This window comes from Actinomadura sp. NBRC 104425, from assembly GCF_030269545.1.
Classification (GTDB): domain Bacteria; phylum Actinomycetota; class Actinomycetes; order Streptosporangiales; family Streptosporangiaceae; genus Spirillospora; species Spirillospora keratinilytica.
Genome location: NZ_BSTN01000018.1, coordinates 34,845 through 54,790 on the forward strand (window position 1 = coordinate 34,845; position 19,946 = coordinate 54,790).

Annotated in this window: 19 protein-coding genes; 9 read left to right on the forward strand and 10 right to left on the reverse strand. The window is 74.4% G+C overall.

Annotated elements, in window-relative coordinates; genetic code table 11:
* Window positions 1-6: 6 nt before the first annotated feature.
* Window positions 7-846 (reverse strand): neutral zinc metallopeptidase, encoded by an 840-nt coding sequence (locus QSK22_RS23810; protein ID WP_285496556.1) that lies wholly within the window; start codon window positions 844-846, stop codon window positions 7-9.
* A 231-nt stretch (window positions 847-1,077) separates the two neighbouring features.
* Between QSK22_RS23810 and QSK22_RS23815 the strand changes: the two genes are divergently transcribed.
* The 5 genes from QSK22_RS23815 to QSK22_RS23835 all read left to right on the forward strand — a co-directional run bounded on the left by QSK22_RS23815 (window position 1,078) and on the right by QSK22_RS23835 (window position 5,768).
* Window positions 1,078-2,874, forward strand: a complete 1,797-nt coding sequence (locus QSK22_RS23815; RefSeq protein WP_285496557.1) for a DUF2207 domain-containing protein — start codon at window positions 1,078-1,080, stop codon at window positions 2,872-2,874.
* Window positions 2,875-2,952: 78 nt separating this feature from the next.
* Window positions 2,953-3,189 (forward strand): hypothetical protein, encoded by a 237-nt coding sequence (locus QSK22_RS23820; protein WP_285496558.1) that lies wholly within the window; start codon window positions 2,953-2,955, stop codon window positions 3,187-3,189.
* Between the two features lie 91 nt (window positions 3,190-3,280).
* Window positions 3,281-4,030 carry a FadR/GntR family transcriptional regulator gene (locus QSK22_RS23825; RefSeq protein ID WP_285496559.1) on the forward strand — a complete coding sequence of 250 codons (750 nt, stop codon included), beginning with the start codon at window positions 3,281-3,283 and terminating at the stop codon, window positions 4,028-4,030.
* Window positions 4,027-5,238, forward strand: coding sequence for a CynX/NimT family MFS transporter (locus QSK22_RS23830; RefSeq protein WP_285496560.1), 1,212 nt, complete (start codon window positions 4,027-4,029; stop codon window positions 5,236-5,238). Before QSK22_RS23825 ends, QSK22_RS23830 begins: the two co-directional genes overlap by 4 nt.
* A gap of 113 nt (window positions 5,239-5,351) precedes the next feature.
* Entirely contained in the window at window positions 5,352-5,768 is a 417-nt protein-coding gene (locus tag QSK22_RS23835) for a hypothetical protein (RefSeq protein WP_285496561.1), read from the forward strand.
* A 12-nt stretch (window positions 5,769-5,780) separates the two neighbouring features.
* Here QSK22_RS23835 and QSK22_RS23840 read toward each other — a convergent pair whose 3' ends face one another.
* Together QSK22_RS23840 and QSK22_RS23845 are read right to left on the reverse strand one after the other, a co-directional pair.
* Entirely contained in the window at window positions 5,781-6,767 is a 987-nt protein-coding gene (locus tag QSK22_RS23840) for an asparaginase (protein ID WP_285496562.1), read from the reverse strand.
* A gap of 59 nt (window positions 6,768-6,826) precedes the next feature.
* Entirely contained in the window at window positions 6,827-7,654 is an 828-nt protein-coding gene (locus QSK22_RS23845) for a beta-keto acid cleavage family enzyme (protein ID WP_285496563.1), read from the reverse strand.
* Window positions 7,655-7,673: 19 nt separating this feature from the next.
* Here QSK22_RS23845 and dtd point away from each other — a divergent pair, with 19 nt between their 5' ends.
* Window positions 7,674-8,099 (forward strand): D-aminoacyl-tRNA deacylase, encoded by a 426-nt coding sequence (gene dtd / locus QSK22_RS23850; protein WP_285496564.1) that lies wholly within the window; start codon window positions 7,674-7,676, stop codon window positions 8,097-8,099.
* 27 nt (window positions 8,100-8,126) lie between these two features.
* Here the strand turns inward: dtd and QSK22_RS23855 are convergent, their stop codons facing one another.
* The 4 genes from QSK22_RS23855 to QSK22_RS23870 all read right to left on the reverse strand — a co-directional run bounded on the left by QSK22_RS23855 (window position 8,127) and on the right by QSK22_RS23870 (window position 11,164).
* Complete coding sequence (locus QSK22_RS23855; protein WP_285496565.1) at window positions 8,127-8,627, reverse strand: hypothetical protein; 501 nt, start codon at window positions 8,625-8,627, stop codon at window positions 8,127-8,129.
* A 66-nt stretch (window positions 8,628-8,693) separates the two neighbouring features.
* Window positions 8,694-9,686, reverse strand: coding sequence for a CAF17-like 4Fe-4S cluster assembly/insertion protein YgfZ (ygfZ, locus tag QSK22_RS23860; RefSeq protein WP_285496566.1), 993 nt, complete (start codon window positions 9,684-9,686; stop codon window positions 8,694-8,696).
* A gap of 54 nt (window positions 9,687-9,740) precedes the next feature.
* Complete coding sequence (locus QSK22_RS23865) at window positions 9,741-10,154, reverse strand: Fur family transcriptional regulator (RefSeq protein ID WP_285496567.1); 414 nt, start codon at window positions 10,152-10,154, stop codon at window positions 9,741-9,743.
* Window positions 10,155-10,663: 509 nt separating this feature from the next.
* Window positions 10,664-11,164: a heme-binding beta-barrel domain-containing protein gene (locus QSK22_RS23870; RefSeq protein ID WP_285496568.1), complete on the reverse strand. Its 501-nt coding sequence runs from the start codon at window positions 11,162-11,164 to the stop codon at window positions 10,664-10,666.
* Window positions 11,165-11,416: 252 nt separating this feature from the next.
* Between QSK22_RS23870 and QSK22_RS23875 the strand changes: the two genes are divergently transcribed.
* Window positions 11,417-11,779 (forward strand): DsrE family protein, encoded by a 363-nt coding sequence (locus QSK22_RS23875; protein WP_285496569.1) that lies wholly within the window; start codon window positions 11,417-11,419, stop codon window positions 11,777-11,779.
* Between the two features lie 86 nt (window positions 11,780-11,865).
* Here QSK22_RS23875 and QSK22_RS23880 read toward each other — a convergent pair whose 3' ends face one another.
* On the reverse strand, window positions 11,866-12,579 hold the full coding sequence (locus tag QSK22_RS23880) for a type 1 glutamine amidotransferase (RefSeq protein WP_285496570.1): 714 nt from the start codon (window positions 12,577-12,579) through the stop codon (window positions 11,866-11,868).
* Window positions 12,569-13,807 carry a MurT ligase domain-containing protein gene (locus QSK22_RS23885; protein ID WP_285496571.1) on the reverse strand — a complete coding sequence of 413 codons (1,239 nt, stop codon included), beginning with the start codon at window positions 13,805-13,807 and terminating at the stop codon, window positions 12,569-12,571. Before QSK22_RS23885 ends, QSK22_RS23880 begins: the two co-directional genes overlap by 11 nt.
* Before the next feature lie 452 nt (window positions 13,808-14,259).
* On the opposite strand from QSK22_RS23885, the gene QSK22_RS23890 reads away from it, so the two are divergent.
* Together QSK22_RS23890 and QSK22_RS23895 are read left to right on the forward strand one after the other, a co-directional pair.
* Complete coding sequence (locus QSK22_RS23890; protein ID WP_285496573.1) at window positions 14,260-15,759, forward strand: hypothetical protein; 1,500 nt, start codon at window positions 14,260-14,262, stop codon at window positions 15,757-15,759.
* A 124-nt stretch (window positions 15,760-15,883) separates the two neighbouring features.
* Complete coding sequence (locus QSK22_RS23895; protein WP_285496574.1) at window positions 15,884-16,816, forward strand: hypothetical protein; 933 nt, start codon at window positions 15,884-15,886, stop codon at window positions 16,814-16,816.
* A 54-nt stretch (window positions 16,817-16,870) separates the two neighbouring features.
* Here the strand turns inward: QSK22_RS23895 and QSK22_RS23900 are convergent, their stop codons facing one another.
* Complete coding sequence (locus QSK22_RS23900; protein WP_285496575.1) at window positions 16,871-19,921, reverse strand: ATP-binding protein; 3,051 nt, start codon at window positions 19,919-19,921, stop codon at window positions 16,871-16,873.
* Between the last annotated feature and the right edge of the window lie 25 nt (window positions 19,922-19,946).

A 19,946-nucleotide genomic window follows, 5' to 3' on the forward strand; every position in this document is an offset into this window, starting at 1 on the left:
AGGGGTTCACTCGACCGCGCTGGACGGCGCGGTCCAGGTGTTGCACACGGCCAGGCCGTCGCCGCGGAAGCCGATCGCGACCCAGCCCGCGTAGTTGCGGGACGAGCCGTGGTCGCGCTGGTCGGGGGGCAGCCGCTCGTCGCCCCGGCCCCGCACGTCCTCCATCATCGCCAGGTACTGGCGGCGCGTGAGGCCCATCGCGCGGCGCTCGGCGCCGAGGAACGCGCCCGCCAGGCACTGCGCCTGCAGCTCGATGCGGCGGCTGGTCTCCATGCGGGCGGTGGCGGTGGACGCGGTCTCCATCTGCTGGTGCCCGTACCGCAGGATCCCGGCGCGCTCCTGGACGTGGTGGCCGTACTCGTGCGCGACCACCCGGGCGAACACCGCGAAGTTCGACAGCGGCTCGCCGCCGGAGGTCTCCACGACGTGCCGCAGCCCCACGTACATCGTGTTGTTGGCGGGGCAGTAGAACGCCGAGGCGCCGGGGTTGGGGTAGGTGCCGCACGGGCTGCGGCCGGACGTCTCCCAGAACACCCGCTTGGGCGGGCTGAACGCCATGTGGGCCTTGCCGAACTGGGTCCGCCAGGAGGCGTCGAGGCAGTCGCTGAGCGCGTTCATGAAGCGGCGCATCGACTCGGGGGCCTGGTCGATCGCCGGGAGGCGGCAGGCGACGGGGGTGAGCGCGCCGGTGGCGTACAGGCGGTTGTCGGTGGCGTCGGCGCGGGAGGCGGCAGGCTGCCGTCCCAGGCCGGGGCCGAGCGTGCCGCCGTCGCCGTCCCAGAACAGCCAGAACCCCACGACGGCCAGCACCACGAACGCGGCCAGCAGGCCGACGAGCCCGGCCACGGTGCCCCCTGTGGTGCGGCGCGGCCCGCGCCGGGGCGGGGTGTAGCGGTACTCCCCGGGTCGCCGGGCGGGCGGGCGAGGCGGTGCCGGCGCCGATGCCGGCGGGGGGTACTGGCCTGGCATAGGGAAGAATCATCCCACACCGCCGAAATTCCACGTGCAGGTCACGGATTTGGACGGGGCGGGCGTGCCCCGTGGCAGGGGGGCGCCGGGCGGCTACGATTTGCGCCCATGTCGGGTCGTTCGCGGCCAGTGGTCGCCTCCCTCACGCTCGCCGCACTCGTCGCCCTGCTCGTGTCGGGGCGTCCCGCCCAAGCGGCCGCCGCACCGTCCGCTCATGCAGGCACCGCGCCCGTCGCCGCCGCAGCGGCGGAGAAGGTGGTGCGGGACCAGGTGGCGCTGCAGGTCGGCGAAGGCGGCACGCTGCACGCCCGCGAGACGATCGTCTACGAGTTCGCCGGGCAGCGCGGCTTCACCCGCTCGTTCGTGACCCGCGAGCACGAGAGCGTCACCCGCGACCGGGTGTACCGGCTGGAGAACGTGCGGGCGTCCAGCCCCGACGGCGGGCCCACCCAGGTGTCGGTGTCCACGTCCGACACGCACACGAACGTGCGGGTGAGCGGCGCGGGGGCGCTGACCGGGCGGCGCACCGTGGTCCTGGAATATGACGTGCGCGGCGCCATCGCCCCGATGGGCGACACCGAGGAGCTGCGCTGGCCCGCGGCCGGCGGCTGGCGGGTGCCGTTGGCCGAGGCGCGCGCCACCGTCGACGGCGGCGCGATGATCCGCAACATCAACTGCTTCGCCGGGCCGCCCGGCACCGCGATCGGCTGCACGCAGTTCTACACCAACCACACGCACACCCAGGGCGTGTTCAGCCAGCAGGAGATGCCGGCGGGCGAGTACCTGACCGTCGTGGTCGGATACCCGCCGGGCGCCACCGGGGGCCAGGCGATCCACGAGCGGCGGCACACCGTGGCCACCGCCTTCTCGATCAACGCGGTGACCGCGTCGGCGCTGCTGGGGCTGCTGGTGCTGCTGCTCGGCGGCATCGTCCTGCTGTACCTGCTGCGCGGGCGGGACGCGCGGGTCGTCGGCCGCCGGGCCGCCGAGGGCGACCACGCGCCGGTGGCGGGCGCCCGGTTCGAGCCGCCGGACGGGGTGCGCCCCGGCCAGATCGGCACGCTGATCGACGAGCAGGCCGACGTGATCGACGTGACCGCGACGATCGTCGACCTGGCGGTGCGCGGCCACCTGCTGATCGAGGAGCAGGACCGGGAGGCCACCGGCCGCCTGGACTGGACGCTGCGCCGCCTGCCCGCCCCGCCCGATGACCTGCTGCGCTACGAGCGGATCCTGCTGGAGGCCCTGTTCACCGGCGCCGACGGCGCCCCGCGCGACAGCGTCCGGCTGTCGGAACTGGACGGCACGTTCGCCCGCTCCCTGGCGCGGGTGCGCAGCGCGATGTACGACGACGTGGTGGAGCAGGGCTGGTTCGCGCGCCGTCCCGACGCGGTGCGCTCGCGCTGGACGATCGCGGGCATGGTGCTCACCGTGCTCGGCGTCGCGGGCACCGTGGCGCTGGCGCTGTTCACCGACATGGCGCTGGCCGGGCTCGCGGTGATCATCGCGGGGGCGGCGCTGGCATACGGCGGCCAGTACATGCCCGCCAAGACCGCGCGCGGCTCGACGGTGCTGGCGCACACGATCGGGTTCCGGGCCTTCCTGGAGCGCGGGGAGCTGCCGGCGGAGGCCGGGGCCGAGCTCGGATCGCGGGAGCGCATCGCGCTGTTCTCCCGGTTCCTGCCGTACGCGGTGGTGTTCGGCGTGGTCGGTCCGTGGGCCAAGACGGTGGAGGACGCGGGCGAGCGCGCCGAAGGCGCCGACAACCTCGCCTGGTACGAGGGCCCCGCCGAGTGGGACCTGTCCCGGTTCGCCGAGTCGATGCGGGTGTTCACGCTGACGACGTCGGGGGCGATCTCGCAGTCGCGGGGCCTGCGCGGAGTGCTCGCCAATCCGGAGGGCTGATCCGCCGGACCGCCGAGGAACATTCGGGCATCGCGGTTGGAATCCCCCCGCCGGGTAGGGGCCGGGCGAGGAGGTGCGATGGTCGTGGCTGCGACTTTTCCCCTCGGCGACAACTACTGGCAGATCCTGGGCCCGATCGTGATCGCGCTGGCGCTCGTCGCCTGGTTGCTGCTGCTGTGGTACGGGCAGCACAAGCGGGTGCGCATCGAGCGAATGCACGGCCGGTCCGCGCACCGCGGCGCCGTGACGGGCGGCATCATCGAGGGCAGCCCGGCGCAGCGGACGCGCCGCGACGAGGCCGAACGCAAGAGCTGATCCCGGTGCACGGCGTGCGGCGGTAGGGGCCGGACGCGGCGGGGTGCGCGCCGATCGTAAGATGTCAGACATCTTACGAGAGGAGCATGTGGTGACGTTGAGTCCCGTCCCGCGCGGATCCACCGTGGAGGCCGTGCTCGACCAGCTCCAGGCCGAGGTCAGCGGCGGCGCCTGGCGGGTGGGCGAGCGCATCCCCGGCGAAATGGACCTGGCGGCCCGGCTGGGCGTCAGCCGCCCGGCGGTGCGCGAGGCCATCCGGGCGCTCGCGCACGTCGGGGTGCTGGAGGTGCGCCGCGGCGACGGCACGTACGTGCGCAGCGCCGCCGACCCGCGGCCGCTGCTGCGCCGCGTCCAGGGGGCGACGCTGCGCGATGTGTTCGAGGTGCAGCTCGCCTACGACGTGCAGGCGGCCCGGCTGGCCGCGCACCGCCGCACCCCCGCCGACCTGGCCCGGCTGGAGGAGCTGCTGGCGGCCCGGGACGCGGCCGAGGACGCCGACGAGTTCGGCGCCGCCGACTCCCGCTTCCACCTGGGCGTCGCCGAGGCCACCGGCAACCCGGTGCTGGTCGAGGCGTGCCGGTACTTCCTCGGGCGGCTGCACGAGTCGCTGAGCGCGGTCCGCCTGGACCACCGCATCCCCGAGGCCGGCCCCGAGCGGCACCGCGCCGTCCTGGACGCCATCGCCGCCGGCGACGCCGACGCCGCCGCCCGGGCCGCCGCCGCGGTGATCGAACCGACCCTGGCCGTGGTGTCCGCCCTGCTGGAGTCCGAATCCGCCGCACAGCCCGGGGACCGCTCGGACGGGGCGGGCGCCGGAGACGGCGGGGAGGGCCGGGCGTGAGCGAACGGCGCGGCGCACTCGTCCTGCGGATCCTGCTGATCGTCCTGGTGGCGGTGAACCTGCGGCCCGCCCTCGCCGCGGTCGGGCCGCTGCTCACCGACATCCGCACCGACCTCGGCCTGTCCGGCACCGGAGCGGGCGCGGTGACCACGCTGCCGCTGGCGTTCTTCGGCGCCTACGGGCTGCTGGCGGCGTTCCTGCGGCGCACCCCGCGCGGCGAGACGCTGCTGGTGACGGCCATGGGGTTGCTGGTGGCCGGGCTGCTGCTGCGGCTGGCGCCGAGCAGTACGGCGCTGTTCACCGGGTCGCTGGTCGCCGGGATCGCGATCAGCATCGGCAACGTCGCGATCCCCGCGATCATCAAGCGCGACCACCCGGGGTCGATCACCACGGTCACCGCGATCTACACGGTGGCGGTCACCACCGGGGCGGCGGTGTCGTCGGGGGCCGCGGTGCCCGTCCAGCGGGCGCTGGACGGGTCGTGGCGGCTGCCGCTGGGCCTGCTGGCGATCCCGGCGGCGCTGGCGGGGCTGGCCTGGCTGCCGCGGCTGCGCCGTTCCGCGCCGGCCGCGTCGGTCGCCGCGGGCGCCTCGCGCCGGGTGGCCGCGCGGGTGTGGCGGTCCGGGCTGGCCTGGCAGATCACGGTCTTCATGGGCGTGCAGTCGTTGCTGAACTACGTGGTGCTCGGCTGGCTGCCGACGATCTGCCAGGACCGCGGCATGGCCGAGACGTCCGCCGGCTACGTGCTGGCGCTGTCGGCGCTGGCCCAGGCGGTCGGGTCGCTGTCGGTGCCCGCGATCGCCCGCCGCACCCGCGACCAGCGGCCGGTCGTCGTGCTGGCGGTCGCGCTGTGCCTGGCCGGGTTCGCCGGGATCGCCTGGGCGCCGATCGGGTCGGTGTGGCTGTGGACGGTCGTGCTCGGCTTCGCCCAGGGCGCGCTGTTCGCCACCGCGCTGGCGCTGCTCGGCCTGCGGGCGCACGACGCCCAGGTGGCCGCGCAGCTGTCGGGCATGGCGCAGGGCGTCGGATACGTGATCGCGGCGCTGGGCCCGCTGCTGGTCGGCGCGCTGCACGACATGACCGGCGGCTGGACGGTCCCCATGGCGGTCGTGCTGGCGGTCACCGCCGGTCTGGCGGTACCCGGACTGGCCGCGGCCCGCGAGCGCACCGTGGGCGCCCCGGTTCCGGCCGAGCCCGCGCGGGTATGAGTTCCGGATAAACGCGCTGACCTGCGCGAATGCGGGTACATAACGATGTGAGTAGGCGCGGTGCACATGGGTATCCGCCCGTTTCGAAGCATTCCGCTCGGGAGGTGGGAGACGTGGTGGTACTGCCCGGAGCCGTTCACATCGGTCCGGAGATCGCGCTGTGGATCGGCCCGCCGATCGTGGTGATCGGCATTCTCGTGTGGATGACGATGACGATCCTCGCCTCGTCGAGGAAGATCCACCCGGACCGCCGGTGCGACCAGTCCCCGCACTGGGGGCCGGTCGAGGGCGGCGCCTATCACTACTGGCCGGGGATGTACTCGCACAGTACGCCGAACATGCAGTTCCCCAAGGACCTGTATCCGGCGCCGGAGCGGCCGAACCGGCAGCCCACGCCGGTGACCATCGAGGGGGAGGCGCCGAAGGCCGAGGTATCCGCGGCCGGCGAGCCCAAGGCGGGGGCGCAGGCCAAGGCCGGGGCGGAGGGCAAGGCCCCCGCCCGGCACGGCCCCGGGGCGCCGTCCGCCTGAGCGGACGCCGGGTCAGCGCGCCGCCGTGAACAGGCCGGCGGCGGGTCGGATCGTGCCCACGACCTGCTCGCCGCCGGTCAGCGGCGCAGCCGCCAGCTCGTCCAGGGCGGCGGCGTCCACCCCTTCGGCGGCGTCGACGCCGAGCGCCCGCAGCAACGCGACCGTGACGGGCGTGCGGGCCCGCGACGCACCATCGTCGATCTTGACGACGCCGGCGCGCCCGTCCGCGGCGGCGAACGCGTCCACGCCCTCGGCGCCGCACTTGACCAGCAGCCCCGGCACCGCGTCCATGAGGCGGCGCTCGTCGCGGCGCGTGCCCGACGTCCACTGCGGGTGCGCCCGCATCGCGTCGGCGACGCGGCGTTCGGCGGTGCCGGGCGCGGCCAGCACCAGCGCGCGGAACGCCCGCGCCACCCCGGCTGCGGACAATGCGAACAGCGGGGCCCCGCATCCGTCGACGCCGACCGCGGCGACCCGCTCGCCCGCCAGCTCCTCGACCGTGGCGCGCACGGCCTTCTGCAGCGGGTGGTCGGGGTCCAGGTAGGACGCGGTGGGCCAGCCCGCCGCCACGCACGTCGCCAGCATGGCCGCGTGCTTGCCCGAGCAGTTCATCAGCAGCCGCGACCGGTCGCCGCCGGACCGCGCCAGCTCCGCGACGAGCCGCAGCTCCAGCGGCCAGTCGGGCGGGCAGCGCAGCGCCCCCTCGTCCAGCCCGGCGGCGGCGAGGATGGCGCGGGCGCCCTCGACGTGGAAGTCCTCGCCCGAGTGACTGCCCGCGGCCAGCGCCAGCAGCTCGCCGTCCAGGTCCAGCCCGGCGCGCAGCATGGCCACCGCCTGCATGGGCTTGTTCGCCGACCGGGGGAAGACCGGCGCGTCGGGGTCGCCGGCGCACACCGCCACCGAGCCGTCGGCGGCCAGCCCCACCGCGGATCCGCGATGCCGCGACTCCACGAACCCGGAACGTTCCACCTCGACCAGCACCGGATGGGTGTCCACCATGCTCCCAACGCCGTGACCTGCGGTTGACCACCCACAGGATAGGGAGCTCGAAGCCGTGGTCAGCGCGGTGCGACGCCCAGGAAGGCGCGTGCCTCGGCGGGCGGCATGGCGGGACGCTGCGCCAGGTCGGCGAGGGCGGCCGCGCGCTCCACGAGCTGGGCGTTGGACGTCACCGGCCGACCCTTGGCGAAGGTGAGCGTGTCCTCCATGCCGACGCGCAGGTGACCGCCCGCCGACAGCGCCGCGTACATGACGGGAAGCGTGGTGCGGCCCACGCCGGTGGCCGACCAGGTCGCCCCGTCCGGCAGCGCGTCCACCGCCGCGACCAGCGTCCGCGCGTCGCCCGGCATGCCGCCCGGCACGCCCATCACCAGGTCGCAGTGGACACGGCCGCCGTACGGCGCGCCGTGCTTGTCGAGCAGCCGGTGCAGCGCGGCGATGTGCCCGAGGTCGAACAGCTCGAACTCGGGGACGATCCGCAGCTCCTGGGTGCGCCGGTACAGCTCGGCCATGAACGGCCACGGGTTCATGAACACCTCGTCGCCGAAGTTGACGGTGCCGCAGGTCAGCGAGCACGCGTCCGGCCCGGCCTCCAGGACGCGCAGCCGGTCCTCGTAGGGGTCGGTGACCGCGCCGCCCGTGGACAGCTGGACGACCAGGTCGGTGGCCTCGCGCAGCGCCCGCACCGTGTCGCGCAGCCGGGACAGGTCGAGCGTGGGCCGGGCGTCGTCGTCCCGGATGTGCACGTGGATCACCGCGGCGCCCGCGGCCTGGCACTGCTTGGCCGTCTGGACCAGCTCGTCCAGCGTCACCGGCAGCGCCGGGACGTCGGCCTTGGCGGACTCGGCCCCGGTGGGCGCCACCGTGATGAGCGTCTTTGCTCCCATCCAGGCAGAATGCATGGCCATGAGGGCTGTAGTCCAGAGGGTGAGCCGCGCATCGGTGACCGTGGACGACCGCGTGGTGGGCGCGATCGACGGGCCGGGCCTGCTGGCGCTGGTAGGGGTGACCCACGACGACACGCCGGAGCGGGCCCGCAAGCTGGCCGCCAAGCTGTGGGGGCTGCGCATCCTGCCCGACGAGAGGTCGTGCTCGGACCTGGGCGCCCCGCTGCTGGTGGTCAGCCAGTTCACGCTCTACGGGGACACGCGCAAGGGGCGGCGTCCCAGCTGGATCGCGGCCGCGCCCGGCCCGGTCGCCGAGCCGCTGGTGGACGAGGTCGTGGCCGAGCTGCGCGCGCTGGGCGCCAAGGTCGAGACGGGCGTGTTCGGCGCCGACATGAAGGTGTCCCTGGTCAACGACGGCCCGGTCACCCTGATCGTCGAGACCTGACCTGTGTCGGGGCCGCGGCCCGAGGGGTCACAGGTCGAAGCCGTAGACCACCCCGGCGATCGTGACGAGGGTGCCCAGGGCGGCCAGCAGGATGAGGGTGCGGTCGGCCTGGGCGAGCCGACCGCGCACCGCAGGCGAGACCACCAGCGTGCCGGTCGCGCGGTTCGGGTCGGCCTTGGGCGGGCGGCGCAGCGGGTTGCGCAGCCCCACCAGGCGCCACAGCGCGTCCGTCTTGACCTGCTGGTGGCCGGGCGAGCAGGCGAACAGGCGGCCGCGTGCGGGCTCGCGGCAGGAGTAGCCCCGGCGCGTGGCGACCCGGCAGATCGTGGGGACGAACACCAGCTCGTACAGGCACCACAGCAGCAGGGTCAGCATCGCCAGCCGCCAGGACCGCCACCACCCCGCGGCCGCCAGGAGGACGGCGAACGCACCCCACCAGACCAGGGCCGACTCGCGGCGCCGTCGGCGGCGCCGTCCGGGCGCGCCCTTGCGGACGAGCGGCGGCCCCTGCTTCCCCTGCGCGACCATCGGACCGGACCCACCCCCTGCCGGTTTCCGTCTACGACAGACGAGTCTGCCCGGAAGGTAGGAACTTTACGCCCGGCGAGCGGCTTGTCGGGGGAAATTTATCTTGGCGTTCGCGCCGGTGTCCGGGGACACGATGACCTCCTGGGCGGCGGCCACGCCCCCGGCGAGCAGCTCGGCGTCAACCGGGACGTTCCGCTTGACCAGCGCCAGCGCGATCGGCCCCAGCTCGTGGTGCCGCGCCGCCGACCCCACGAACCCCACCGTCCGGCCGCCCGGGATCTCCACCGGGTCGCCGTGGGCGGGCAGCCGGTCGACGCTGCCGTCCAGGTGCAGGAAGACGAGGCGGCGCGGCGGGCGGCCCAGGTTGTGGACGCGGGCCACGGTCTCCTGGCCCCGGTAGCAGCCCTTGGACAGGTGGACGGCGGTCTCGATCAGGCCCATCTCGTGCGGGATGGAGCGGTGGTCGGTGTCCAGGCCCAGGCGCGGGCGGTGCGCGGCGATCCGCAGCGCCTCGTACGCCCAGATGCCGGCGGGCCGCGCGGTCTCGGGCAGCCCGGCCAGCTCCTCCCGCTTGACGATCTGCGCGGTGCCGGCCACGTCGGGCAGGGCCAGGGCGCCCGGCCCGGGGTCGCGCCCGGTGGTCACCACCGCGTACGCGTCGCTGACGTCGGCCACCTCGACGCGCAGCATGAACCGCATCTTGTCGAGGAACTCCACCAGCGCCCCGGCCGTGCCCGGCTCGACGTGCATCCAGACCGCCTCGCCGTCGTCCACCAGGTGCATGTGGTGCTCGATGTGGCCGTGCGGGCTCAGCAGCAGCGCCTCGGTCGGCTCGTACGGCTTGAGGTTCTGCAGGTGCTGGCTGGTCAGGCTGTGCAGCCAGCTCAGCCGGTCCGGCCCGGAAACACGCACGACCCCCCGGTTGCTCCGGTCGACGAACGCCTCGCCCGCCTCCAGCGCGCGTTGCTCCTGCGCCGGTTCACCGTAGTGGGCGGCGATATCCTGGTCGGGCGCGTCCGCGGCGACGGCCCCCGGCAGCTTCAACAGCGGGCTCTCCATGCGTCCCAGACTATTTCCCGCCGCCTGCGCCCTTGAGCCCCGCCCGGGGGCGCGCTAGTCGCGGCAGGAGCCGCAGCGGCCGTAGACGGTGAGGTGGTGGACGTCGGTCTCGAATCCGAACTGCCTCTCCAGCAGCTCCGCCAGCCCGGCGGCGGCCTCGGGCTCGACGTCGTTGACGGCGCCGCAGTCGCGGCAGACCAGGTGGATGTGCTCGGCCTCGGCCGCAAGGTGGTAGTTGGGCGGGCCGTGTCCCAAGTGGGCGTGCTTGACCAGCCCGAGTTCCTCCAGCAGTTCGAGCGTCCGGTACACGGTGGAGATGTTGACGCCGCGGGCGGTGCGCTGGACCTCGGCGCAGATCTGCTCCGGGGTCCCGTGCTCCAGGTTCGTCACCGCCTCCAGTACCAGCTGGCGCTGAGGTGTGACCCGGTAGCCCTTCGCCCGCAGCTCCTCCTGCCACGTGTCCGCCATGTGCAGATTCTATGTTGTGCCGGATGTCACCGTGAGGGCCTTTCGGCCCTGTGCAGCGGGCCTTCCGGGCGCGCCCGCGGGGTCCCTTCCGCGGGCCGGACGGCGGGGTGTCCGCCCAGCGCGCGCGGGGCGCCGCGCGCACGAGAAGGCCCCCGGACCTTCCGCTTGACGCGGGTGATGGGAGGACTCACCCATCGGTCCGGGGGCCCGGTGTCTGCCTGGTATTCACCGGTCGACGCCGCGACCGGCCTACGTCTCCCTCAGGACGGTTGGCTCGTCCGCGGAATCGGTAGTGCCAAGGCGTGACGGCGACCTAGTGGACAGCCACCTCGCAAGTCCTACAGTCACTCATGCCTAGGACCACCTCCTTTCCTGCGTGGGACGCAGGCTATGCGAGGCCGACGCCAGGGGCAAGGAGTTTTTACGCTGGGCGGACACCGCAAGATCCGACCCCGGGGAAAGGGCCGCGGGCAGCGTCCGCAAGCACCGGCCCCACGCGCCCGGTGCCGTCAGCCGACCTTCTTGAGCTGGGCCGACAGGTGGGCCTGCAGGGGCTGCCCCATGGCCGCCATCTCATACACCCAGCCCAGGTCGCGCTTGCCGTCCTTCTCCGGCATCAGCCCGTACAGCCGCCGCCCGGCGGTGACCTCCTTGGCGGACCTGGTCCGCGCCACCACGTCGGTCTGCATCTCCACCCGGTTGAACGCCACGTTCCCGACGTAGATCTCGACGATGCCGGTGGGGTGGGCCAGGGTCACCTCGACCTGGTTGTCGGGCTGCGGCCGCCAGTACCCGCTCTCGGTGCCGAGGGGCGCGCCGAGGGAGCCGTCCTTCTCGATCAGCCAGCTGCGGCTGGTGTAGATCAGGAACGGCTTCCCGTTGTGGGTGAACGAGACCTCCTGCCCGAAGTTGAACGCCTCGATCGTGGGGTAGTCGCCGACTCCGGCGCCCTCCCACGTGCCCAGCAGGAACTCCAGCGGCTTGAGGTCGGGGTGCAGCTCAGGCTCCATGGCCACCGAGCGTAGCGGCGCGCCGGAGGGCTCGGGACATCGCCGAACCCGCCGCCTGCCGCCGGGGCGCCGCCGCTGTCAGCGCATCCGCGACAGCCGCACCACCACCAGCATCGCCGCCACCGCGACCAGGCCGAGCACCGCGACCAGGACCACCGCGTTCACCATGCCGCCCACGGCACCGAACCCTACGCCGCCGCGGCCCCCGCCCGCGCCCCGACGCGCCTCCCCGGCCCCGGCTAGGCTGCGGGCATGGCGAGATCTCTTGTGATCAAGGCCACGGCGGGCGCCGACGCGCCCGAACGCTGCAACCAGGCGTTCAACGTCGCGGCGGCCGCGGTGGTCAGCGGCGTGCCGGTGTCGCTGTGGCTGACCGGCGAGTCCTCCTGGTTCGCGCTGCCCGGCCGCGCCAAGGAGTTCTCCCTGCCGCACGCGACCCCGCTGGAGGACCTGCTGGACGCGGTGCTGACCGGCGGCCGGGTGACGCTGTGCACGCAGTGCGCGGCGCGCCGCGGCATCGGCCCCGACGACGTGCTGCCCGGGGTGCGCATCGCGGGCGCCCCCACGTTCGTGGAGGAGATCACCGCGGACGGCGTGCAGGCGCTCGTCTACTGACCGCCGGAAAACGTACCCCGGCCGAGCCGGTCAGGACGGGCCGGTCAGGACGAGCCGGTCAGGACGGGCCGGTCAGGACGGGCCGGTCAGGACGACAGGACGGCGTTGAGGCGCTCCTCGCGCAGCCGGCCGGCCCAGGAGTCGTCGATGGGCGGCAGGTCCCGGCCGATCGCCCAGCGCAGCAGCAGGTCGGCCAGGCCGGGGTTGCGGACCAGCGCCGGGCCGTGCATGTAGGTGCCGATGATGCGCCCGGCGTAGGCCCCCTCGTACCCGTCGCCGTTGCCGACGCCGTGCACGACGCGCGCCAGCGGCCGGGCGTTCGGGCCCAGCCGGGTGACGCCCTGGTGGTTCTCGAACCCGGTGATGCGCGGCACGTTCAGCTCCGGCGCGACATCGCCGACGATCTCGCCGACGGCGCGCTGCTCGCCGCGTCCGCTGCTGATGTCCAGCAGGCCGAGGCCCTGGACGGGCTGGCCCTCCTCGCCGCCGAACTGGGTGCCGAGCAGCTGGTAGCCCGCGCACACGGCGAAGATCACCGCGCCGCGCTCGGCCGCGCGGTACAGGCCGCCGTCGTTGCGCAGCCGCTGGGCGGCCAGGATCTGCGGCCGGTCCTCGCCGCCGCCGAGCAGGTAGATATGGCCGTCGACGGGCACCGGCTCGTCCGAGCGCACCTGCACGGTCTCGTAGGGGATGCCGCGCAGCGCCGTGCGGCGCTCCAGGATGATGGTGTTGCCCTGGTCGCCGTAGGTGCTCAGCAGGTCGGGGTAGATCCAGACGATCTTCAGGCGGTCAGACGACACGGCCGTACCTCGCTCGGATGTTCTGGAAGGCGGTGTAGTTGGCGATCACGTCCAGGTGCCCGGGCGGCACCGCCATGACCGCCTGCTCGATGTCGTCCACGACGGTGAACGACACGTCGGCGGCCTCCAGGCGGACGGCCAGGTCGATGCGGCGCTCGCCGGTCACCCACACGGGGCGGCCGCGCAGGATGCGGTAGTCGACGTCCCACAGCCAGGAGGTGTCGCGGCCGTCCGGCCCCTGCGCGTTGATCGACAGCGCGACCGGGCCGGGCGCGGGCTGCAGCACGTCGAACGCCTCCAGCCAGCCCGCCGGGTTCTTCGACAGCAGCAGGCGGATCTGCCGGCCCTGGTGCTCGACCGTGGTGTAGCGGCCGGCGACCGACTTGACCTGCGCCAGCAACGGGAGCGCCTGCTCGGGCGGGACGCCGAACTGGGCGACGACGGCCAGCGCGATCGCGGCGTTGGACCGGTTGGCGCGGCCGGGCAGCGACAGCCCCGCCAGCGAGTAGGCGCGGCCGTCCGGGGCGGTCACCACGTCGCCCTGCAGGACCCAGTCGGGGCGCGGGCGGGCGAAGGCGCACTGGCGGCAGCGCCAGTCCTGCCCCTCGCGGTCCAGCGGGCCGCCGCACTCGGGGCAGCACCAGGAGTCCTCGAGCCAGTGCTGCCCGGCGGCCACCCATGTGACGCTCTTGGCGGTGGACGCGCCCCAGGTCACCAGGGGGTCGTCGCAGTTGGCGACGACGTGGCTGTGCGGCGCCCCCTCCAGGGCCCGGCGCCACTTGCCCGCCAGCAGCCAGATCTCGGCGGCGCGGTCCATCTGGTCGCGGCTCAGGTTCATCAGCGCGACGACGTTGGCGCCGGTCTCCCCGAGCACCATCGGCACGTACTTCTCGTCGCACTCCAGCACGCCGTAGCGGGCATCCGGAGCGGAGGCCAGCGCGGACACGTGCCCGGTCGGCATGTTGGCGCCGAAGGCGTTGGTGGCGACCTCCCCCAGCGGGGTCATCGCCGAGGTGATCAGCCGGGTGGTCGTGGTCTTGCCGTTGGTGGCGCTGACGAGGACGAGCTTGCGGTCCCGGGCGAGCCTGGTGAGCAGTTCGGGGTCGAGGGCCAGTCCGACCCGCCCCCCGATCACCGATCCGTCACCCCGGCCCGCCAGCCGGGACATCCTCGCGGCCGTACGACCGAGCGCGACGGCCAGCTGCGAACGCAGCGGTAGATCGCTCATGGGCTCCGTCTTCTCTGGTTGTGCATCCGGGCGCCTGGAAACCGCTCCGAGCCTAGCCGCACGTGCGGGTGTCCCGTCGCCCGACCGGACGATCAAGGTGGACGGGTCGCCGCGGCGGCCCGTCCGGGTCACCTTCCGCAGTGCGACGAGCGTCACACCGAGGCGGGCGAACCAGGCCTCTCCATCTTGACTCTCACCGCATGTCGTGGTTCGGTGCGAGCCCCGGCGACGGCGCGGCGGGACCGGCCGTCCTTGCCATCCGGGCGCGGCACAGCGCCCCCACCTAGTAATTTGTCCGGGGCCCTACTGTTTCGCGGGGAAAGCGGCAACAAGGCGAGGTCTGAGCCATGCAGTGTCCGACGTGCGGTACGAACACGCCCGGCACGCCGGGCACGTGTCCGAACTGCCACGCGCCGCTGGGCGCCCCGGCGAACGGGCCGATGGGCGCTCCGATGGCCCACGGGCCCGCCGCGGCCGGCGAGACGGTCGTCATGTCGGCGCCGCCCGCCCCGCCGGCCGCCCAGTCGGACTCTCCGTCGGCGTCCACGGCGCCGTCCAAGCCCGTCGGCGGGGATCCGGAGGCGACGTCGGCGTGGGCGTTCGACGCCGCCGACGTGGCGCAGGCCGCGGAGCCGCCCAAGACTCCCGCCGCCGGCGCGCCGACCGTCGTCGTGCCCGCCGTCGCCCCCGCCGACGCGCCCACACCGTCGAACGGCTTCACTCCGCCCGCAGCGCCCGCGCCGGCCGAGCCCGGACCGAGCGAGCCCGCGCCCGCGCCCGCCGAGCCTGCGTCGGCCGAGCCCGCCCCTTCGGCGCCCGCGCCTTCCGCCGCCGACGCCCCGGCCGCGTCTCCTCCGCCGCCCGCAGGGGCTGAGAAGGACGGCGACGCGCAGGGCGCGGCAGGGCCGCAGGATCCGACGGCACCCGAGCCGATCATCCCGGAGTCGTGGTTCGCCCAGCCCAAGCGCCCGCAGGAGAACCAGGGCGAGCAGGGGCAGGCCGCCCAGGCGCAGCAGCCGCCCCCGGCCTGGGGCATGGCCGCCACGCCCCCGGCCGACAACGCGCCGCCCGGGGCGACCGCCGTCCTCGACGTCGGCGCTTCGCAGCCGCCCGCGCCGCCCACCCTCATGGACCAGGGCATGTACGCGAACCAGGCGCCGGGGCTCCCCCCGGGCACCGGGGCCGGCGGCCCGAACTACGGCGCGCCCTTCCACAACCCGGCCGCCGGGCAGTTCACCCACCCCATCCAGGGGGCCGACACCGCTCCCCCGGATTTCCCGCCCTACCCGGCCGACCCGCACGCCAAGGCCAAGAAGGGGGTGAGCAAGCCGCTGCTCATCACCGTCTCCGGGCTCGTCGTCGCGGCGCTGGTGTCGGTGGGGCTGGTCATGTTCAGCAAGGACGACACCAAGTCACAGCAGCCCGTGGCCAACGCGGCGTCGCCGTCCCCCGCCCAGACGGCGTCGGCGCCGAAGCAGAAGCCGACGACGCAGGCCGCGGCCACCATGCAGAGCCAGGCCAAGGAAGTGAACGCGATCCTGGCCGCCAGCCGCGACACCCACAACCAGCTCAAGCGCGCGGTCGGCGCCGCCGGCTCCTGCAAGACCCTGCCCCAGGCCATGGCCGGTTTCCAGACCGTCAAGACCCGGCGGACCAACCAGCTGCGCCGCACACAGGCCTTGAAGCTCGACAAGGTGCCCAACGGCGAACGCCTGCGCGCCAGCATGCAGCAGGCGTTCCAGGCGTCGCTGCAGGCCGACCAGGCGCTCATCACGTGGGGGCAGCGCGCGCAGCGCAACTGCCGCGGCAAGCCGCGTCCCGCCGTGAGCCGCGCGTCGGGGCGCGTGGCCGCCGAACGCAAGGCGATCATCGCCAAGCGCAGGCTCGTCGCGATCTGGAACCCGATCGCCAAAAAGGCCGGCCTGCCGCACCGGATCGCCGCCAATCTGTGACCGCCCGATCGCGGGATGAATTGCGGCCCACCCGGCATTGCCGCACTATGTTGGGACGGGTCTTCCAACACGGCAAAGGACTGCGATGCGCTGTCCGGCATGCGGTAGCGACACCACGCCTGCGTTGCCACGTTGCACACGCTGCGACGCTCCGCTCGGCGGTGACGAACCCACCCTGGTCGGCGACGGCCCGCGGCCCCGGGACGACGACTCGACCGCCACCCGGGTCTTCGGCGACGACAGCGCCACACGTTTCTTCGGTGACGACTCGGCCACGCGCGCCTTCGGCGATGACGTCACCGTCCCCGACTCCCACGCGCGGGACCCGTACGCGCCGCCGCCCGTCCCCCCGCAGGACCCTCCACCGTGGATGACCCCGCCCTCCGCGCCGGGGGAGACGGCCATCTCGCTGTCGCCGGAGCCGTGGGACGAGCCGCAGATGTGGCAGCCGCCCCCGCCCCGCAAGCGCCGCCGCGCGATGCCGTACCTGCTGTTCCTCGCGGGCTGGGTGGTGCTGGTCGCGGTGGCGGTCGCCATCGTCCTGTGGCCGCGCGGCGACGGCGGAGGCGCCGCCCCCTCGACGAGCACCGTCGTCAGCCCGCAGAAGAACGAGTCGGCCACCGCAGAGGACCCCTCACCCGAGGAGTCGCCGTCGGGTGACGGCGACGCCGCCCGGGAGGCCACCGAGATCGACGGGCTGCTGTCGGAGATGGCCACCACCCGGTCCGAGCTGGGCGGCGTCATCGCGGGCGGATGCCGGCCGTCGGCGCTGGAGCGCATCCGCCGGCAGCGGCAGGAGCAGCTGAGCCGGGCCCGCGCGCTGGAGGTCGACGACCTCGACCAGGGCGCCGAGATGAAGGACGCGCTCGTGCGGGCGCTCCAGGCGTCGGTGGAGTCCAACCAGCGCTACCTGGACGCGGCGCCCGGCTGCCCGTCCGACAGCGAGGTCGCCGACGTCAACGGGCGGGCCAGCGACGCCAAGGCCGAGTTCATGCGCTACTGGCAGCCGATCGCCGAGCAGCAGGGGCTGTCGCCGCGCTCGGCCGACACGATCTGACCCGCCGCGATCCGCCCCGCCGCGATCTGACCCGCCGCGATCTGACCCGCACGGTCAGGCGTCCGGGAACGGCGGGCCCGGCGGGTTTTTCTCGAACGCGTCGATGAACCGGTCCGGCCAGGTCAGCACCGGCTCCAGCCACGAGGCGACGCGCATGGTCTCGGCGATCTGGTCGAGCTGCTCCTCCTCGGGCACGCCGATCGCGACGGCGGCCAGGTCGCGGGCGAACGCCTCGTGCTCGTCGTCGCCGCCCAGCGCGGTGAGCGCGACGGGGCGGTTGCGTTGCAGCTCCATCGACAGCGGGTGGCGGCGCAGCGCCCGCAGCCGGTGGCCGAGCTTGGGTTCGGGCGGCTGCTTCAACCCGGGAAGCTGGTAGTCCAGGGGCGGGGCGGGCGCGTGCTTGTCGGGGACGCCGGCGCCGTAGGGGAACAGCTTGTCCATCTCGTGCAGCCACCGCACCTGGGGGATCACCCACCCGGGTCCCGGTGCCGTGCCGACGAGTTCGTACGCGCCGTCCAGCAGCCGCTGCGCGACCTCCGCGGCCTTGGCGGTCAGCTCGGCGGGCGGGTAGGCGGTGCGCAGCGCCCACGCGCGGCGCGTCACCGCGCGTTCCACGACGGTCGCCAGCGCGCACTCGCGCAGCCGCGGCGCCAGCCGCGACCAGGTGCGCGACAGGTCCGGCGGGACGGCGGGCAGCGGCCGGTTGACCACGTGCGCGAGCACCAGCACGTCCGCCCACAGCCGCAGCCACGCCCCGTCGGGGCCGGCGGCCAGCAGATCGGCCTCGCGCAGCTCGATCAGCGTGCAGGCGCGGCCCAGTCGGCACTCGCAGCCGCAGGCGGCCGAGCGGCGCCCGTCGATCGGGGGCGGCGGGCCGGGCAGCGCCTTCTCGCGGCCCTCGCCCAGCGGCACCCGCACCCGCAGCGGCCGGTCCATGCCGTCGGCGAACACCGCCGCCACGCCGGGCCGCAGCGACACCACCTCGCGGGACTGGTCGTCGTCCAGGTTCATCGCCGCGCCCACCTGGTGCCGGTCGTCGAACGCCGGAAGCCGGTGCACGACCTTCAGCGCGGTGTTCTTGATGACGTCCGGCACCAGCTTGGTGGGGATCTGCTCGGCGACGATGATGCCCTCGCCGTACGCGCGGATCTCCGCCAGCATCCCGGCGAACAGCTCCACGGCGTGCGAGCTGGTGCGCTCGGGGCCGCGGTTGCGCAGCAGCCGGTGCGCCTCCTCGATCACGATGACGTGCCGCAGCCCCGGCGCGGTGCCGCCGGCGCGGGCCCGCATCCGCAGGTGCTCGACGATGCGGATGATCAGCGTGCCCATGAGGAACGCCTTGTCCTCGTCGTTTGCGACGTCCTCGATGGCCAGCACGATGTTCTCGCGCAGCATGCCGCCGACGTCGGCGGGATGCCCGCCCTCGAAGAACCGCCCGGCCGAACCGATGCGCAGGCTGCGCAGCCGCACGTCCACGAACCCCTGCACGTCGGCCATCAGCTCCCGCCCGTAGCCGACCTCGCCGATGACCTGCAGCGCGGCGTTCTGCAGCTGTTCCAGCGTGGGGACCGCGGGTTCGATGAGCGAGCCGGGCACGCCGCCGCCGGTCACCACGTCCCACCCGTTGGCCTCGTACACCCGCTGCAGCGCCTGCGCCATGATCTGCGGGAACGGCTCCTCGGCGTCGAAGGCGGCCTGGAACAGCGCGCGCACCATGTCGATGTGGGCCTGCACCGGGTAGCCGGGCTCGGGCGCCAGCGGGTTGACCGACAGCGGCACCGCCGCCGGGTCGGACGGGTTCACCACCGTGACCCCGCCGCCGAGGTCGCGGATGCGGCCCGCCATGGCCGCGTACTCCGACTTGGCCGGTTCGATCGCCAGCCACGGGATGCCCGCGCGGGTGAGCTGCTCCAGCAGGTGCCGGACGGTCTGCGACTTGCCCGCCCCGGTGGCGCCGGTGACGAACACATGCCGGTTGATCGTGGAGCGGGGCACGGTGAACCGGCCGACCTGCCGGTCCTGCCCGTCCAGGATCGCGCCGAGCTCGATGCGCGGTTCGTGCGCGGCGGTGGACTGCGGTTCGTCGGTCTCGGAGGTGACGTCGAAGTAGCCGGCGTCCAGCACCCGCAGGCCGGGCACCTCGCGGCGCGGCAGCCCGGCGAGCGCAGCCAGCGCCCCGGCCGTGGCGACGAACGGGAACCGCTGCTCGCCGTCCACGAGCCCGGGGTCGGGGCGGCGGGTCTGCCCCCGGTACGCGGCGGCGTCCGCGCGGTAGCGGGCCGGTTCGGCGGCCCGGTAGCCGTCGGCGGCCCGGTACGGGCCCACGTCCAGCATCTCGCTGAACGTGCCGGTGATCTGCCCCGACCGCAGCCGGTACGGGTGGTGGCCCAGCTCCATCGACCCGACGAGCACGGGCGCGATCTGGCCCAGCTCGGCCGGGTTCGCCGCGCCCGCCAGCACCCGCACCCGCCACAGCCCGGCCTCGCGGAACGCGTCCAGTTCGGCCAGCCGCTGGTCGGCGCGGGCGACGGCGAGCCGGGCCTGCTCGTCCTCGCCGCGCCGCAGCATGCGCAGCTCGTGGTGCAGCTCGCGCATCTCGACGTCGACCTGCCGTTCGTCGCACGGGTCGGCGACCACGAACCAGCCGAACGGCCGCTCCATGAGGGTGACCAGCGTCGACTCGAACAGCCCGAACCCCTCGTCGGGGCGGGACGCCTGCGGGGCCAGCCGACCGGGGCAGCGGGTCCAGGTCATCCGCTCGGCCTGGCGCAGCCACCCGTCCCCGATCGCCACGCCGCGCGCGCCGCTGGGGAACAGCAGCCCGCGGGTCTCGCCGTCCCGGGCGGGCGGCCCGCCGACCGGCCCGGCGTTGGTGATCAGCTGCAGGGGCGCGCCGCCGCCGGGCGACAGCCAGCCCACCACGAACGGGCGGCGCCGCCGCGCCGCCGACAACGCGGCGGGCAGCACGCTGACGAAGTCCCATTCGGCGGAGGCGGTGCGCCGCGGCGCCGGAATCGCCTGGATCCGGTACCACGGCCCCGCCAGTACGGATCCGCCCTGCTGGAGTTCGGCACCTGAGGACTGCGCATCCGGGGCTGATGTCACCCCAGCATCCTTACCGGCCCCCGGC